Here is a 15,528-nt window from a genome sequence, read left to right on the forward strand (position 1 = left end):
ACATCCAAATTTAATCAAAATGCGGCAGGAAAGGAAACACCCATCAACCTCTGCAAAGGACAAACGGACGGTAAGCCGCACCAAACGGCCGAAATAAAGGAATAAGCGGAACAAAAAAATACACGCCCGGCTCGAAAGATACGAAAAACATACGACCTTCTGATGCAAAAGAAGCAATGTTTCGCATCAGAAGGTCGTATGTTTTTAAAGGAATGGAAGTCACTGTCCACAAGCCCCCTTCAACCGTTGCAGGTGGCAGAAGAGGAGGTGACCGTCGCCGTCGTGCAGATGCATACCGTTACCCTCGCAATAGCGGAAGAAGGAACAGTCGGCACACACACCTTTTTTCATCCAGCGACGATTTCGGAAGGGCTGGAAGCGGTGTTGCCACACGTCCATGAAGTCGTCGCAGTAGATGTTGCCCTGGTGGTAGTCGGCACGGATGCTGGGGCAGGCGGAGATAGAGCCGTCCGCCAGAACGGAGGCGACACTGATGCCGGCGTTGCAGGTGTAGAAGCCATCGCGCACCTCGCCCTCGTAGCTACCGAGGAAACCTTCGCAGCCGTAGCTGACGCGCAGTTTGCCTTCGCGGCGGGTACGACGAATGAAGTCCATCAGATCCTTGAAGTCGCGGTCATCCAACTGGAACTCGGGATAGCGGGCAGCACGCCCGACGGGGAAAATGGTGAACAGGCGCCAGCGGCGAACGCCAGCCTCGTAGAGCGCGTCCTTCAGCTGCTCCAAACGGGCATAATTGCGGCGATTGACGCAGGTAACGACATCCCACTTCACGTCCCGCTCCTGTGCCAGCAGGCGGATGGCGTTCATCGCACGGTCGTAGCTGTCAGGATGGCCGCGCAGCCAGTTGTGGTCGTCGGCAAAGCCGTCGAGGCTGACGGTGATGGCATGGAGCCCCGCAGCCAGAAGGCTCTGCAGGCGTTCGGCGGTGAGGTAGAGGCCATTCGTCACCATGCCCCAGGGATAGCCGCGGCGGTAGAGGGCGAGGCCCACCTGCTCCAGGTCGTCGCGCACCAGCGGTTCGCCGCCGGTGATGATGATGTTCACTTCGTGCGGATCGACGTGAGGCGTCAGACTATCCACCACTCGCAGGAAGTCTTCGGCGGGCATGTCAGGGATTTCGGTCGTGCGCTTGCAGTCGCTGCCGCAATGCTTGCAGTGGACGTTACACCGCTGCGTGCACTCCCAGAAGAGCTGCTTCAGTGGATGCAAGGCCTTCTGGTTCTCGCGCATCCGGCGGAAGACTTCCAGCGCCAATCGCTTGCGCAGGGAAAGCCGTTCTACGGGCGTCTTCATGGCTCCTGCTTCTTCAGTTCGAAGTCCACTTCCTGACTGTCGCTGCCCTGATACCAGCCTTCACCGCCCTGCGGGTCCATCTTGATGGTGGCGGAGTCGGCCTTGAGCGCGCCCGAAGGGTCTTCGCATACCACGCGGAAGCGGTCTATCATCGTCATCTCATTCTGGTAGAGGTAATTGCCGTCCTTGTCGGTCTGCAAGGTATCAAAAGCCTGCGGAGGGAATGTCTCGTCCGACTTCCATTGCATAGGTTTCACGATGATACGGGCGCCTTCGATAGCAGCCTTCGTGTCCCGATCCGTGACCTTGCCCTTGATTTCATACTTGGCATAGGGAGTGCCGTATTCATCGGGCGTTTCACCCAAAGAGTCGCAAGAGGTGTAGCCCAGCAGGGCCAGAGCACCAGACAGGAGGCCGTTGCAGGCCTTCAACAAACTGACTTTGTGTGTCGTTTTTTTCATGTTATCATTGTTTTTAGGTTTACATCTTAATAAATGCACGCCGCCGGGCTTTTACTGCACCGGCCCGCGACTTTTTTCGATGCGGATGCGCGCATCCACCGCGATAACATGCTTGTCCGTGGCAAGCAGGGGGTTGATATCCATCTCCTTGATCTCCGTGGCAAAGCGCAGGAGGGTGGAGAGGCGTACAATGATTTCGGCAAACTTGTCCTCGTTGACGCCCTGCTGGCCGCGCGTGCCCTTGATAATCTTGTAAGCGCGGAGCGAACGGATCATGGAGTAGGCTTCTTCGTAGGACAGCGGGGCAAGGCCGGACGATACGTCCTTCAGTACCTCGACGAAGATACCGCCCAAGCCGCAGAGCACCACGTGGCCGAATTTCTCTTCGTACTTGGCGCCGATGAACAGCTCCGTACCCTTCAGCATGGGTTGCACCATGACGGCAGTTACTTCGGGCAACTGCATCATGCGGTCGAATTCTAGTGCCAGATGCTGCTCGCTCTTGATGTTGAGCACCACGCCGCCGATGTCCGACTTGTGGACGGGACCTACCACCTTGGCCACCACGGGGAAGCCCGCGCGGCGGGCGAAGGCCAGCACCTCTTCCTTCTTCGAGGAGACGAACTCGTCGACCAGCGGGATGCCCGCCGAGCGGAGCAGCGCCTGTACCTGATGGGGCGGGATGTAGCCGTCGTCGGCGATGGAGTCGATGATGCGGCGGATGCGCGGCACGTCCACGCCGAACAGCTCGATTTCGTTGGCCGCGGGACGGGGCACGTTCATGATGCGCGTCAGCATGGTGCCCAGCGTCACCTCGTCGGCAAAGTTCACGTGGCCCTTCTTCAGGAAGTCCGCCACCTCGGCACCGGCTGTGTTGATGGAAGGCAGGATGGGGAAAATGGGCTTGCGGCAGGTCTGCATCGCCTCGTGCAGCACGTCGTACATCTCGAACATTGTCACCAGCCCCGGCGTACCGAAGATGGCCATCACGGCGTCGATGTCCTCAAACTTGTTCTCGCAGTAGTCCAAGCAGAGTTTCAGGTGCTCGGGCGTGCCCGTGGCAAGGATATCAATGGGGTTGCCCACGGAGGCGCCGGGATAAAGTTGTGCTTTCAGTTCGTCCGCCAAGGGGCCCGAGAGGCGCGGCACGTTCAATCCGCCCTTGCTCAGGGCGTCGGTCAGCATCACGCCCGGCCCGCCCGCGTGGGTGATGATGGCGAAGTTCTTGCCGCGCAGCTCGGGCAGGGTGAAGATGCAGCCCACGGTGGTCAGCTCCTCGCGCGAGTGGCAGCGCACGATGCCCGCCTTGCGGAAGAGCGCCTCGACGGCGGAGTCGCTGCTGGCAATTGCGCCCGTGTGCGAGCTGGCCGCACGGCTACCGCTCTCGCTGCTGCCGCTCTTGATGGCGGCGATGCGGCAGCCCTTCTTGATGAGCGACGAGGCGTGGAACAGCAGGCGGTCAGGGTCGCCGATGCTCTCGATGTAGAGCAGCTTGATATGTGAGTCGCGGTCAGGATCGAAGTGCTCGTCCATATACTGCAGCACGTCCTCCACGCCTATCTGCTTGGCGTTGCCCACCGACCAGACGGAGCAGAAGGGCAGTCCCTTGGTGACGGCGCTTTCGAGGATGAACACTGCCGTAGCGCCCGAGCTGGAAATGAGGTCCACGCCCTGCGGATGGAGCTGCGGGATGGGCTGGCTGAAGACGCTGTGGTGCCACGCGTTCATGTAGCCGATGCAGTTGGGGCCGATGAGCGAGGCGCCGTAGCGGTTGACGGTCTCGAGGATGCGGTCCTCCAGCAGCGCCCCCTCGTGCGTCTCCTCGCCGAATCCGGCGGAGAGGATGATGAAGGCGCGCACGTGCTTCTCGGCCGCCAGCGTCTCCACCGCGTCGGGGCACAGCGGGGCGGGGATGGCCAGGATGGCCAGGTCAGTATCGGGAATATCCTTCACGTCGGCATAGGCGCGGATGCCCTGCACTTCCTGTTCTTTGGGGTTGACGGCGCGCAGCTCGCCTGTGTAGCCGCCACTAATGAGGTTTTTCAGGATAGCCCCTCCGGGCTTGTGCACATTATTGGACGCACCGACCACGACGATGCTCATGGGGTGCAGCAGTTGACTTGTTATCATAACCACATGTTTTTATTGGTTTCACCCGCAAAGTTAATAATTAAACCGAAATAGCCAACCATCAACACTCTTTCTGCTTAACTTCAGTTCCGTCACAGCTTAACTTCTCTGCCTTCACGCTTTCACCGCTATCTTTCACGGGAAGCTACTCATAGACAGCAGTTTGTACACCTGTGAAAGCGTGAAGGCAGAAACAAACAAACTGCTTTCTTTGTTTATCCCGGCTTCTCCAACAATCAACTTTAGCCCGCTAACTATCTACTTTGGTCTGCTAACTATCCACTTTAACGCTCTAAAGTCCATAGTTAGCGAGTTCAAACTGCCCAGGTGGAGAAATCATTTTCCCTAACTGGGAAAAAATCTGTTTTCTAGTGATGTCACGCTACGCTTCGTGATTCCGCAACGGAAAAGTTTATATCAGAAAGTGCCACCGGAGTTTGGGATTGATCCCTTACTTTAGTTTTTGAGTGAGGATTATCAAGGTGCATATGATACTTTCTTGTAATTATGAGATATTAACCAATAAATGTTGCTTTTATCAATGTTGTTGTCTAAATTTGAGAAATTCTAGTTTAAGAGCCATGAAAAACAATGATATTCTCGCAATGGAAACGGACGTAGTACGTAAATTGTGTGATTACATCCTATTGAATGCCTATTCTGTAAACTCTACCGGTTTGTATAATGGGAAAGCGGGATTTGCCTTGTGTCTGTTTGATGTGGCATACAAACTGCACGATGAGTATCTGGAAGAGCAAGCATATGAATTGTTACAGGAAGCTTTATTAAGTCGAAACGAAGATATAAGTTTTGAAAACGGATTGTCAGGTATAGGGTATGTGTTACTTTACCTAATGAGGCAACAGTATGTAGAAGCTGATTTTGAGGAAGTCTTTGGAACGATACTGAATCGGATTGTAGAAAAAGCGACTAAAGAACAGGTGGCTGTAACGGTATGCATCAGGATGATTTGCTTTTTTCAGGACTTAAGCAGACATGGCATTTACCAAGCAGAAAGATTATTATATACATTCCTGAAAGTAGCCACAAGATGGATAGAGCAACTATTTACTCGAACAAACAATAGGCAAGTTATTTCTATTTGCGAAAACCTTCCTTATGTTATTGCTTATTTACAAACACTTTGTTATTGTTTACCCGAAATAAAGATAAACAGTTATCGCAATGCAGTGGACGCTTATACATCTTTTTACACTGTGGAGAAAAGTGTATCCAATCTATTCATAGGACATTATTTGTATCTCTTAGCTCGACATGAAGAGATAGCGGATTGGGAAAACGTTGCATTGCAAAACATGGAGGCAGGAACTGCCAATTTACGACAGATTCCTCTATCACTGGCACAAACAATAGATACATTATCTGTGTTAAAATATTATTCTCAAACCCATACGAAACTTATTACCCAACTTGAAAAGCCTTTTTTCGAAATAACCGCGATGGAAACGTTGCAAACCAACATCGTGAACCGCATCGGAAAAAATTGCCTGATGTCCGGTTATCAATACGGCATAGCCCGCCTGCTGCTATATTGGGCACATCGGGACAATCCTGTCACATTATTATAATGCCCTCGAATATCATGAACGAAATAACCCATATTTATCTGATGGATATGACCTATGCAGGAAACACGTCCGGAGTAGACCGATATATGGAGGAACTTATACAGGCCTTGAAATCATGTAAAAACATCCATCTTTATCGGATACAATTGAGATATGACAAAAATTTGATATTCCATCAGGAAGAATGTACGAATGGAGTAACGGAAATAACGATCCCTATACCACAACAAAAACAGGAAATCATCAGAGAAAGATACTGGTTACGAAAATACAACATACAAGTATTCCGGCTGATTCACCACCTGTTTATAGGAAAGAACCGTTGCCTGCTCCACCTGCATACGGTAAACCTAATAGATCTTGCTCTATTATAAACAAGGTCTCTTAGACGGACTACGTTTAGGCTGGAAACATAAAACAAATTAGGAAAATAAAACAAATAAATCAAATGAAAAAAACAGTCAGTATATGCTGCTTCATCCTCTTCCTTATTTTCTGTTCTTCGCGGGCAGGAAATAAAGACAGCCTTACCTATACGCAAGCATACAACCTGAACTTTCGGACGGGGCTCCATGAACAGGCGGTTTATCCCTGGATGGAGCACGCGGCGTTTGCCCCCTATAGCCTTGCGTTTGCAGGGGAAAAGGACGGAAAAACTTATTATACGAAAAAGTATTTCCCCGGCACTCCGGGCATGGACCGACTGAAGTTTGAAATCATGCAACGCATCGCGCTTCCCGCACACGAACCACAAGAAGGACGGCTCACTCTCGTGTCAAAAGGCGAAAACATCGAATGGATAAGAATCACCGTCAGAGGAATCGACAAGCGGGAGGAAGAGAAAAGCCGGGATACCTTACGTTTCATGCCCGGCATGGAAGAAGAGGCACATACCTTGGACTTCGCATTGGGAAGAAGCGAAATACTGGACATCCAGATTCATGCGGAAGGAGAAAAGGGAAAGGAAGCAACCATCGGCTTAATAGAGGTACGTATAAAACTGGGGGATACGCCACTTGACGCTTATCCGCTACGCATCCCGTCGGATGTACCCCGACCAGTTCGGGCGATACCTGTCGGGAATCTGAGAAACTTCTCTCCCATAGGGAACAAGAAAATTACAGCACTGGGAGAAAGCCTGCATTACGACAAGGGAGTAAAGAGCGTGGCACACGAACTGTTGTACGGGATGGGTGAACAGGGGAAAGCCCGTCTGTTACTGGTGGAAATGCCAATGGAACTCGCCCTGTTGCTGGACCGTTATGCGCAAGGCGGAGAAGTTCCGGACAGTGTTTTAGTCCAACTGGCCCATCATGAACTGGCTGAAAGACTCCGCAGCTTCAATCAAGGGAAGAAAGCGACAGAGAAAGTTCATCTTTCAGGCGTAGATTATGAATATACCACAGGAAGCGCACAGGGTACGGATATTTCCCTTTTCGATTTTGTGGTGTTGGCAAACCGGGAAGCGAAAACGCTCGCGGCAGATCAACTGGCGGTACTGTTGATGGAAAGGCAGGAGTGGCAGAAGATTGTCGGCTTCATCGATGACAATGAGGAAGCGCTGTCCCGGGTCTTCACGCCCGACGAACTGGCCTGTATCAGGCATATCCTTGCCTTGTCGGGCAAGATGGGGAAAGACAACATTCGCAGAAAGACAGCACGCGACTCGGTCATGGCGGTCAATGCCCGTTTCCTGATTGAACGTTTCGCTCCCCGTCTCGTGGATGGTGTGGGGATATATGCCCATGCCGCGCATGCTAACATGCTTTCCACTTATCCGGCCATTCCCTGCAAACCGTTCGGAGCTTATATGCGCCGCTTGTATGGCGATGATTATGCCTCATGGTTGTTGCTGACTGACAATCCCATACAGCCGGCTCCCTCCCATAGTGTGGAAAACAGTTTTCGGGATACCCCATCCAAGCTATCGTACCTGTCGTTGACTCCAGCGTACGATCGTCTGCTGTTCTCGCGCTTCGAAGGGGCAAGTGTATCTCCACAGACATTCTTCTTGTTCAATTTGTACCGCCGTTATGACCATATCCTTTTCATCCGACAGGATGCCCCTGTGTCCGAAAGGAAACGTCTGACCAATAAGGAATTGATGGACCGTCATATCCGCGTAGTAAAACAGCGCGCCTCCTTACTGAAAGAACTGAAAATGCGCATTCAATCGGAAACGGCCACGCCAGACTTAATCTGATTTACTTCTATATGAATATGAAAAAAACATTTATCATTAGTTTAGCATTGTGTACTTCCCTTTATGCGAAAGCGCAGTATGTATCTGTTGACACAACGAAGTTGGCTCAGGCCTATGCCGCATGGCAGCAGGAGAGCTCACCAGCCAACCAACGGGTCTTTTTCGATGCCTTCCCCAAAAATTGGATGGAGTTCATCGCGACCTATCAATACGGAGCACCTTTCTATGACAGGGCCAACAAGCATGTACACGCTTTGGGGGAAATGGCAAAGGCGATACCGACGGATGAATACTGCGAACGTCTGGTAAACCTTTGCATCGGCGGCGAATTGGATGCAGATGCCCCCAACTATCTTAGAGAGTTGGTGGGTGAGGCATTGTCTGCCGACGGCGAAAGCCGGAAGGGGATTTTCACCTGTTTATCCCGACTGCGTATCGGGCATCGTTTTCAGTTCTGGTTCTTTTACTGGTCGAACATCGTCCGTTCACGGACATTGGAAGCGGAGTTCGCCGATCTGTATGCGTATGCGAAGGAGGCGTATCCCGCAGAAGCCGTTATCATGGCTGATGCGTATAAGTATGCGTATAACGGCGTGAACTTTATTTCAACTGGTTATCGGAAGTAGCGGAAAATCGCTTTCCCAACGTTTGCAAAAAGCGAACATTTTCTTTGACAGCCCCAGGAAGTATCTCGAAGAACAGCCGTATTTTGCAGAAAAAGCTTATTTTTGCAGCATGATAAATAAATATAACTGTGAAAAAAGTCAGACTACTGTTTCCCATATTGTTACTGATGTGCATTTGCGCCTGCACCAACAAGCCCTATCCGCAAAGTCTTCGGGTTGCCGACTCGTTAATCCACAATAATCCAGACAGTGCGGTCATCTTGCTGGAAGAACTTAAAAGAAGTATGGCGTTTGAACCCCAAGCCACACAAATGTACTACCAGCTACTGACAATCAAGGCCAAGGACAAAGCATACATTACACATACCTCTGACAGCCTTATCAAGACTGTTGTGAAATATTACGAAGAGAGAAAAGACCGGGAGCGATTGCCGGAAACATACTACTATGCAGGGCGGGTATATCGAGATTTGGGGGATGCGCCGCAGGCACTGGAATATTTACAGAAGGCTATAGATGCGTCTTCAGACCAAAACGGTAATTACCAACTAAAAAGCCGTATATACAGCCAAATGGGGTATCTTTATCTATACCAAGATATATACGATAAAACGCCGGAAGTATTCAAAGAAGCATATAAGTATAACCAACTGTCAAACGACAGCACGGGAATGGTCTATGACCTGCGCGATATCGGACGTTCATTTAGTACACTGCAACAAACAGACAGCGCCATATATTATTACAAGCAAGCGGATTACTTGGCAAAGACGATCAAAAGCAACCATCTACAAAGCATGGTCAACAGTGAACTGTCGGGATATTACAGCAAATTAGGCATGTATCAAGAAGCATACCAAACCTTGCAAATCGCCGGGCGGGACTTTGAAGCTCATAATCGTCCTCCATACTGTGCCACAACCGCCCGTTATTACTATTATACCAACCAACTGGACTCAGCAGAATACTATTATTCCCAACTATTGTCTGTAAATAGCACCCTTCACAAGGCAGGAGCCTATCAAGGATTAGCCAATATAGCGCAACGTAAAGGGAAATACAAAGAAGCCTTATTATATTTCAAAGATTTCTTGGCATACTCGGATACACTGCAATCCATCACCCAGTCGGAAACCGTCAGGAAAGTACAAGCCTTGTACAATTATCAACTAAAAGAGAAAGAAAACAGCAAATTACAACATCAAGCAGCCAACTACAAACTGTGGAATATTCTTCTTATTTTCTCACTTCTATCTCTTGTTTTCCTTTTCATTGCCTATCACCAATTCCGCAAAAAGAAAGAGCAACAACAACTTGTCAAACAAGAAAGGATTAAACAAATACCTCAAATCCGCAACCTATAGGGTTTAGTGGGATTTTGCTTGCAAAGCGACAAAATTCATTTTATTGTACATATTTCTTGCACAACAGAAATGTCGCAGACACAAAATCCCCTTACCCCATAAAGCGACTTGAGGTAATACGCTGGTTTAACCAGAAAAGCATGGTCTTTAACCAAAGTCTGTCTTGAACAGGTTGGCATAAGCATTGTTGTCTGAGTAAATATTCAATACATGCCTACGTGATGTCTTAATCCATTTCGCAGGAACAGAGATGAACTTGAAAACAAAGGTCTTGATTCTGCTGGTGGCACGCAATCCAAATTCATGGGTTTTCAATCTCTGCATAATAGCTTTGTAGAAGTTTCTGATGAGAGCTGTCATAAGCAGGAATACAGTATTCTGTGCCATGAACGATTTTGGCAATCGATTCCAGCCAAAGCCATTGTTCATGTCATCGAAGATGCGTTCCTTGCCACCACGAAGATTGTAGAATTCCACGATGTCTCTTGCACTCGACTTGTAATCGTTAGTCAGTATACATCTGTAGGTATATTCGCCTTCCCAAATGTCAAGGTCTCCATCTATTCGCCTTTGTCTCTGTATGACAAGACGATACGGTTTTCCTTTCCATTTCTCAACAAGGATGGAATTCAGCTCAAATTCAATACCGTTGATTTCAACAGTTTTCCATCCAGTCAAGGCAAACATGGAATCGTAGAAGGAAGAGCATCTGTTGGCACGAATATAAAAATGCCTGCAATGAGCCTCTACCATATCTACGATTTCCTCCGAGCATGAGCCGCAATCCATGCGGGCACGGGATATATATACTTCTGATGCCTCCAGTCGCTTGAAGATTCTTTCCAAAGTCTCTCTTTGGTTGAAGCGCACGTTTGTGTTGCCGTCTCTATTTTCAATACCGACAATCATGTCGTTAATGACTGCCACACCTGGACTATAGCCCAGGAACTTCTTGTAGGTTGGTTTTGCATCATGCTTCTCTGTTTCAATGAACTGATGGTCAAAGTCAAAATCATACTCTTGACCGGATTTCAATTGACCAGTAGCAAGCAGGGCTTTGATCAATAAGCAGTTCATCTTGTCTGCAGTATTGAAATCATAGGAGTTGCCAGAAGCAGATTTATAGGTGATGTTCTTACAAGTCAGTTCTTCGATAGCACGCAATATGGTGTCTGCGCTGCAAGTGCGAAGAGTTGGATGAAGAGACAAATGTTTCATCAAGTGAGTTGTAACATCCTCAATACATGAGCCGCCACAAAGATATACGCACATCAGAGAGCGTAGAATTTCGCTATATTGATAACCAAACATAGTGCATCTCAATCCCAAGGTGGAATCTATGGTTTGAGCTAAAAGAGCATCAAATTGCTCCATAATAGAAAAAATTCCTCCAAAAGGAGTGAGTTTCTCAGATTTTATTTGTATCTTTGCCATGTCATATTAGAGTTTTGCTTGTCTTCTTTTCGCAACACTAAGGTAAGTGAAAATTCTGACATGGCAAAATCCTGGGCAACTTTTTGTTGCTCAGGCACTTATAAATAATGTTAAACTATAGTGTTGCGGAATTAAGGAAATACAAAAAGAAAGATATGCGCAAAGCAACACGTATCTGGAAAAATATAAAGAACAGATCAAGGAAGTGGAACTTTCCCTGCACAAAGCAGAAATAGAGAAAGACCAGTTACGGCAAGACTTGCTAAAAGCTCAAAAATCCTTGATAGAAAAAACCAATGAACAAATAACAGCTACCCAAAGAGTGCAGAAACAATCGGAATTAGCCTTAAAACACTCCGACATTTACAAAAAGTTTCATTTTGCAGTTCAGGGAAGCGATGAAAAGATTGGCAATGACGACTGGAAGGAATTAATGTGTGCCGTTGACGAGGCATACAATCAGTTTACCACGCGTCTCCTCGAACTTTACCCGATGAAAACAATAGAGATACAAGTTTGCGTCTTAATCAAAATAGGTTTGTCTCCAGCCCAAATCGCATTTATCACCATACGCAGCAGGCAAGCCATCAGTTCTATCCGCAAAAGACTGTATAGCAAAGTAATGGGGAAAGATGGCACACCGGAACAGTGGGATAACTTTATAAGCACATTTTAAGGAAGCGTACTTTTTGCGTACACCCGAAAAGTACGATAACCAAAAGCGTACAATTTGCATATTGCATTTCATCCATAAACAAAGGCAACCCTCTTACATTTGCGGCAAATCAATCATTCATGATGTCATGAAAAAAAATTATTTGTCGCATTTGTAACAGACCGTTATGCAAGAACGCCAACACAACAGAGAGCTATACTTCAAGGAGCTTGCCTTGACGAGCCGGACATATTACCTGCCTTACATTGCCCGCTTCAAACGGATGGAAAGGGGAATGAACGTATTGGAAGTGGGATGCGGCGACGGCGGCAACCTGTTGCCCTTTGCCGAAATAGGATGCAACGTCACCGGAGTGGACCTGTCTGAGAACAGGATAAAAGATGCCATCCGCTTCTTTGCCGGGCAACAAGCACAAGGTACGTTCATTGCTTCGGACATCTTCCTGCTGAAAGGACTGGAACATTCGTTCGACCTGATTCTTTGCCACGACGTCATCGAACATATCGAACGGAAAGCAGCTTTCCTGTCCGACCTGAAGCACTATCTCAAGCCCGGCGGCATTGTCTTCATGTCTTTTCCGGCTTGGCAGATGCCCTTCGGCGGACATCAGCAGATATGCAGGAACAAAGTAATATCCCACCTGCCCTTCATCCATCTGCTGCCTTCCCCAGTCTACAAGGGCATCCTGAAAGCGGGAGGCGAAACCCAGGCACGCATCGAAGAACTGCTTTCCATCAAACAAACACGGACACCGATAGAGCTGTTCGAGAAGCTGGCGAAGCAGGAGTTTACCTTCGCAGACAGGCAGCTCTACTTCATAAATCCCCATTACGAAGTGAAATTCGGGCTGAAGCCCCGCAGGCTGCCGGCACCCATTGCCAGCATTCCCTACGTGCGGAATTTCTTCACAACTTCCTGCTTCTATCTGTTGAAATGAACTGGGCTTTCTACATAAAAAAAGGTTGTGTCGGAACTCCGACACAACCTTTTGCCTAAAGCGTACACTTGTCAGTCGTCATTCCGGTCTTGACTCTGCGACACGTACTCGAATTGGGCATTGAAACGCATGTCCCAGTCGATGCCGTCGGCATCCGTCACTTCCACTACATAACCGCCCAGCTCCTTTTCGACACCGTTGATATACGCCTCGGGGTGCAGTTCTTCTACCTTCGTTATCACGTTTGCCGGCAGGATGCCCGTCGGCAGCGGACTGAAATAACACTCGATGTTCGTCCATTCGCCGTCTTCATCAAATTCCATGTCTGTACCGTTGGACAGTTTCACCTGATATTCCTTGCGTCCATCCTCCTTCTCCTGAACGATGGAAAGGATGTCGGCACTAGGGAAATAGTTCTCAATAAAAGAACGGGCTTCACTGGGCAGGTCGCCGAAATCGATTTTCTTTTCATCGTCGCAACTTGACAACATCCATACTCCCAGCAAAATGGGGAAAAACGCTAATAACTTTCTTACATTCATAATCATTCTCTTTTTTAAATTCAAATATTCTCTTTTATACTTCTCTGACTTACAATATGCGAAAGAACTCTGAATGCACCATCCTTCGTCTTTCGAATTGTTTTACACCACAAAGATAGAGGGGTAAATCTGGAAAGAATTGGGAAAATGATGGAAAAAACGTATCTTTGCCGCATATTATTCAGTCACATAAAGAGAAACAACAATATGGAGAAAAAGTTTAAACGTACTACCGTGACATCGGCCCTGCCCTATGCCAACGGCCCTGTCCACATCGGTCACCTGGCCGGCGTCTACGTCCCCGCCGACATCTACGTGCGCTACCTGCGCCTCAAGAAGGAGGACGTCATCTTCATCGGCGGAAGCGACGAGCACGGTGTGCCCATCACCATCCGTGCCAAGAAGGAAGGCTGTACACCCCAAGACGTGGTAGACCGCTACCATACGCTGATCCGCGACTCGTTCAAGGAGTTCGGCATCTCGTTCGACGTCTATGGACGTACTTCTTCGGAAATACACCACCAGACGGCTTCCGACTTCTTCCGCAAGCTCTACGATAAAGGCGAATTCATCGAAAAGACCTCCATGCAATACTACGACGAGGAAGCTAAAACTTTCCTGGCCGACCGCTACATCACCGGCGAATGCCCCCGCTGCCACGCCGAAGGTGCCTATGGCGACCAGTGCGAGAAGTGCGGCTCCACGCTGAGCCCCACGGAGCTCATCAACCCCAAGAGCGCCATCAGCGGCAGCAAGCCTGTCATGAAGGAAACCAAACACTGGTACCTCCCGCTGGACAAGCACGAAGGCTGGCTGCGCCAGTGGATTCTGGAAGACCACAAGGAATGGCGTCCCAATGTCTACGGCCAGTGTAAGTCGTGGCTCGACATGGGATTGCAGCCGCGCGCCGTGAGCCGCGACCTGGACTGGGGTATCCCTGTGCCCGTAGAAGGTGCCGAGGGCAAGGTGCTCTACGTGTGGTTCGATGCTCCCATCGGCTACATCAGCAACACCAAGGAGCTGCTGCCCGACTCGTGGGAGAAGTGGTGGAAAGACCCCGAAACACGCCTCGTTCACTTCATCGGCAAGGACAACATCGTATTCCACTGCATCGTCTTCCCCGCCATGCTGAAGGCCGAAGGCTCGTACATCCTGCCGGACAATGTGCCCTCCAACGAGTTCCTGAACCTGGAAGGCGACAAGATATCGACTTCACGCAACTGGGCCGTGTGGCTGCACGAATACCTGCAGGACTTCCCCGGCAAGCAGGACGTGCTGCGCTACGTGCTCACCGCCAACGCACCCGAGACGAAGGACAATGACTTTACGTGGAAGGATTTTCAGGCACGCAACAACAACGAGCTGGTGGCCGTCTATGGCAACTTCGTGAACCGCGCCCTGCAGCTCACCAAGAAATACTTCGACGGCGTGGTGCCCGCCTGTGGCGAACTGACCGACTACGACCGCGAGACACTGAAGGAGTTCGCCGACGTGAAGAGCGAAGTGGAGAAGCTGCTCGACGTATTCAAGTTCCGCGACGCACAGAAGGAAGCCATGAACCTGGCCCGCATCGGCAACAAATACCTGGCCGATACCGAGCCGTGGAAGCTGGCCAAGACCGACATGGGCCGCGTACAGACCATCCTGCACATCGCCCTGCAGCTGACGGCCAACCTGGCCATCGCCTTCGAGCCATTCCTGCCCTTCAGCAGCGAGCGCCTGCGCCACATGCTCTGCATGGAGAGCTTCGACTGGGCAAACCTGGGCCGCACCAACCTGCTGGCTGCTGGACACAAGCTGGGCACGCCCGAACTGCTGTTCGAGAAGATTGACGACGAAGCCATCCAGGCACAGGTGGACAAGCTGCTCGCTACGAAAAAAGCCAACGAGGCAGCCAACTACAAGGCCAACCCTATCAAGCCGACCATCTCGTTCGAAGAGTTCGAAAAGCTCGATATCCGCGTAGGTACCGTGCTGGAATGTTCGGCCGTACCCAAAATGAAGAAGTTGCTTCAGTTCAAGATAGCCGACGGTCTGGAAAACCGCACCATCGTCAGCGGCATCGCCCAGCACTACAAACCCGAAGAACTGGTGGGCAAACAGGTATTGTTCATCGCCAACTTGGCTCCGCGTCAGTTCAAGAACGGCCTCGTCAGCGAAGGTATGATTCTCTCTGCTGAGAACTACGACGGCTCGCTAGCCGTAACCTCCTTGCTGCGCGAGGTGAAGCCGGGTAGCGAAGTGAAGTAATC

General features: G+C 49.7%; 13 protein-coding genes. 8 read left to right on the top strand and 5 right to left on the bottom strand.

Annotated elements, in window-relative coordinates:
- Nucleotides 1-219: 219 nt before the first annotated feature.
- Genes BQ8005_RS11255 through BQ8005_RS11265 form a run of 3 tightly spaced genes read right to left on the bottom strand, consistent with a single transcriptional unit; the run spans nucleotide 220 to nucleotide 3,905 of the window.
- Nucleotides 220-1,314 carry a TIGR04133 family radical SAM/SPASM protein gene (locus tag BQ8005_RS11255; RefSeq protein WP_075318104.1) on the bottom strand — a complete coding sequence of 365 codons (1,095 nt, stop codon included), beginning with the start codon at nucleotides 1,312-1,314 and terminating at the stop codon, nucleotides 220-222.
- Nucleotides 1,311-1,775: a radical SAM-associated putative lipoprotein gene (locus tag BQ8005_RS11260; protein WP_075318105.1), complete on the bottom strand. Its 465-nt coding sequence runs from the start codon at nucleotides 1,773-1,775 to the stop codon at nucleotides 1,311-1,313. The genes BQ8005_RS11255 and BQ8005_RS11260 overlap by 4 nt, the downstream gene beginning before the upstream one ends.
- 51 nt (nucleotides 1,776-1,826) lie before the next feature.
- Nucleotides 1,827-3,905 carry an acetate--CoA ligase family protein gene (locus BQ8005_RS11265; protein WP_075318106.1) on the bottom strand — a complete coding sequence of 693 codons (2,079 nt, stop codon included), beginning with the start codon at nucleotides 3,903-3,905 and terminating at the stop codon, nucleotides 1,827-1,829.
- A gap of 581 nt (nucleotides 3,906-4,486) precedes the next feature.
- Here BQ8005_RS11265 and BQ8005_RS11270 point away from each other — a divergent pair.
- The 5 genes from BQ8005_RS11270 (at nucleotide 4,487) to BQ8005_RS11290 (ending at nucleotide 9,687) form a co-directional block, all read left to right on the top strand.
- Entirely contained in the window at nucleotides 4,487-5,494 is a 1,008-nt protein-coding gene (locus BQ8005_RS11270; RefSeq protein WP_075318107.1) for a glycoside hydrolase family protein, read from the top strand.
- Between the two features lie 14 nt (nucleotides 5,495-5,508).
- Nucleotides 5,509-5,868 carry a hypothetical protein gene (locus BQ8005_RS11275; protein WP_021847373.1) on the top strand — a complete coding sequence of 120 codons (360 nt, stop codon included), beginning with the start codon at nucleotides 5,509-5,511 and terminating at the stop codon, nucleotides 5,866-5,868.
- Between the two features lie 74 nt (nucleotides 5,869-5,942).
- Entirely contained in the window at nucleotides 5,943-7,697 is a 1,755-nt protein-coding gene (locus BQ8005_RS11280; RefSeq protein WP_075318109.1) for a TraB/GumN family protein, read from the top strand.
- Nucleotides 7,698-7,714: 17 nt separating this feature from the next.
- On the top strand, nucleotides 7,715-8,323 hold the full coding sequence (locus BQ8005_RS11285) for a hypothetical protein (protein ID WP_159436246.1): 609 nt from the start codon (nucleotides 7,715-7,717) through the stop codon (nucleotides 8,321-8,323).
- A 128-nt stretch (nucleotides 8,324-8,451) separates the two neighbouring features.
- A complete protein-coding gene (locus BQ8005_RS11290) occupies nucleotides 8,452-9,687 on the top strand; it encodes a tetratricopeptide repeat protein (protein ID WP_075318111.1) in 1,236 nt (411 codons plus the stop codon).
- Nucleotides 9,688-9,834: 147 nt separating this feature from the next.
- Here BQ8005_RS11290 and BQ8005_RS11295 read toward each other — a convergent pair whose 3' ends face one another.
- Nucleotides 9,835-11,121: an IS1380-like element IS942 family transposase gene (locus BQ8005_RS11295; RefSeq protein ID WP_055235773.1), complete on the bottom strand. Its 1,287-nt coding sequence runs from the start codon at nucleotides 11,119-11,121 to the stop codon at nucleotides 9,835-9,837.
- Nucleotides 11,122-11,326: 205 nt separating this feature from the next.
- On the opposite strand from BQ8005_RS11295, the gene BQ8005_RS11300 reads away from it, so the two are divergent.
- A complete protein-coding gene (locus BQ8005_RS11300) occupies nucleotides 11,327-11,797 on the top strand; it encodes a hypothetical protein (RefSeq protein WP_075318112.1) in 471 nt (156 codons plus the stop codon).
- 166 nt (nucleotides 11,798-11,963) lie between these two features.
- A complete protein-coding gene (locus tag BQ8005_RS11305) occupies nucleotides 11,964-12,734 on the top strand; it encodes a class I SAM-dependent methyltransferase (RefSeq protein ID WP_075318113.1) in 771 nt (256 codons plus the stop codon).
- Between the two features lie 71 nt (nucleotides 12,735-12,805).
- On the opposite strand, the gene BQ8005_RS11310 is transcribed toward BQ8005_RS11305, so the two are convergent.
- The gene (locus BQ8005_RS11310) at nucleotides 12,806-13,276 is read right to left on the bottom strand and encodes a PepSY-like domain-containing protein (protein WP_075319159.1); all 471 of its coding nucleotides are present in this window, start codon (nucleotides 13,274-13,276) and stop codon (nucleotides 12,806-12,808) included.
- Nucleotides 13,277-13,483: 207 nt separating this feature from the next.
- Here BQ8005_RS11310 and metG point away from each other — a divergent pair, with 207 nt between their 5' ends.
- Entirely contained in the window at nucleotides 13,484-15,526 is a 2,043-nt protein-coding gene (gene metG / locus BQ8005_RS11315; RefSeq protein ID WP_075318114.1) for a methionine--tRNA ligase, read from the top strand.
- Nucleotides 15,527-15,528 lie beyond the last annotated feature (2 nt).

It is taken from the genome of Bacteroides togonis (assembly GCF_900130135.1).
In the GTDB taxonomy this organism is placed as follows: domain Bacteria; phylum Bacteroidota; class Bacteroidia; order Bacteroidales; family Bacteroidaceae; genus Bacteroides; species Bacteroides pullorum.

What these genes read in the sequence shown, in the direction of transcription:
- BQ8005_RS11255 (WP_075318104.1), bottom strand. Translation starts at nt 1,314, where the DNA reads ATGAAGACGCCCGTAGAACGGCTTTCCCTGCGCAAGCGATTGGCGCTG.
- BQ8005_RS11260 (WP_075318105.1), bottom strand. Translation starts at nt 1,775, where the DNA reads ATGAAAAAAACGACACACAAAGTCAGTTTGTTGAAGGCCTGCAACGGC.
- BQ8005_RS11265 (WP_075318106.1), bottom strand. Translation starts at nt 3,905, where the DNA reads ATGATAACAAGTCAACTGCTGCACCCCATGAGCATCGTCGTGGTCGGT.
- BQ8005_RS11270 (WP_075318107.1), top strand. Translation starts at nt 4,487, where the DNA reads ATGAAAAACAATGATATTCTCGCAATGGAAACGGACGTAGTACGTAAA.
- BQ8005_RS11275 (WP_021847373.1), top strand. Translation starts at nt 5,509, where the DNA reads ATGAACGAAATAACCCATATTTATCTGATGGATATGACCTATGCAGGA.
- BQ8005_RS11280 (WP_075318109.1), top strand. Translation starts at nt 5,943, where the DNA reads ATGAAAAAAACAGTCAGTATATGCTGCTTCATCCTCTTCCTTATTTTC.
- BQ8005_RS11285 (WP_159436246.1), top strand. Translation starts at nt 7,715, where the DNA reads ATGAAAAAAACATTTATCATTAGTTTAGCATTGTGTACTTCCCTTTAT.
- BQ8005_RS11295 (WP_055235773.1), bottom strand. Translation starts at nt 11,121, where the DNA reads ATGGCAAAGATACAAATAAAATCTGAGAAACTCACTCCTTTTGGAGGA.
- BQ8005_RS11305 (WP_075318113.1), top strand. Translation starts at nt 11,964, where the DNA reads ATGCAAGAACGCCAACACAACAGAGAGCTATACTTCAAGGAGCTTGCC.
- BQ8005_RS11310 (WP_075319159.1), bottom strand. Translation starts at nt 13,276, where the DNA reads ATGAATGTAAGAAAGTTATTAGCGTTTTTCCCCATTTTGCTGGGAGTA.
- metG (WP_075318114.1), top strand. Translation starts at nt 13,484, where the DNA reads ATGGAGAAAAAGTTTAAACGTACTACCGTGACATCGGCCCTGCCCTAT.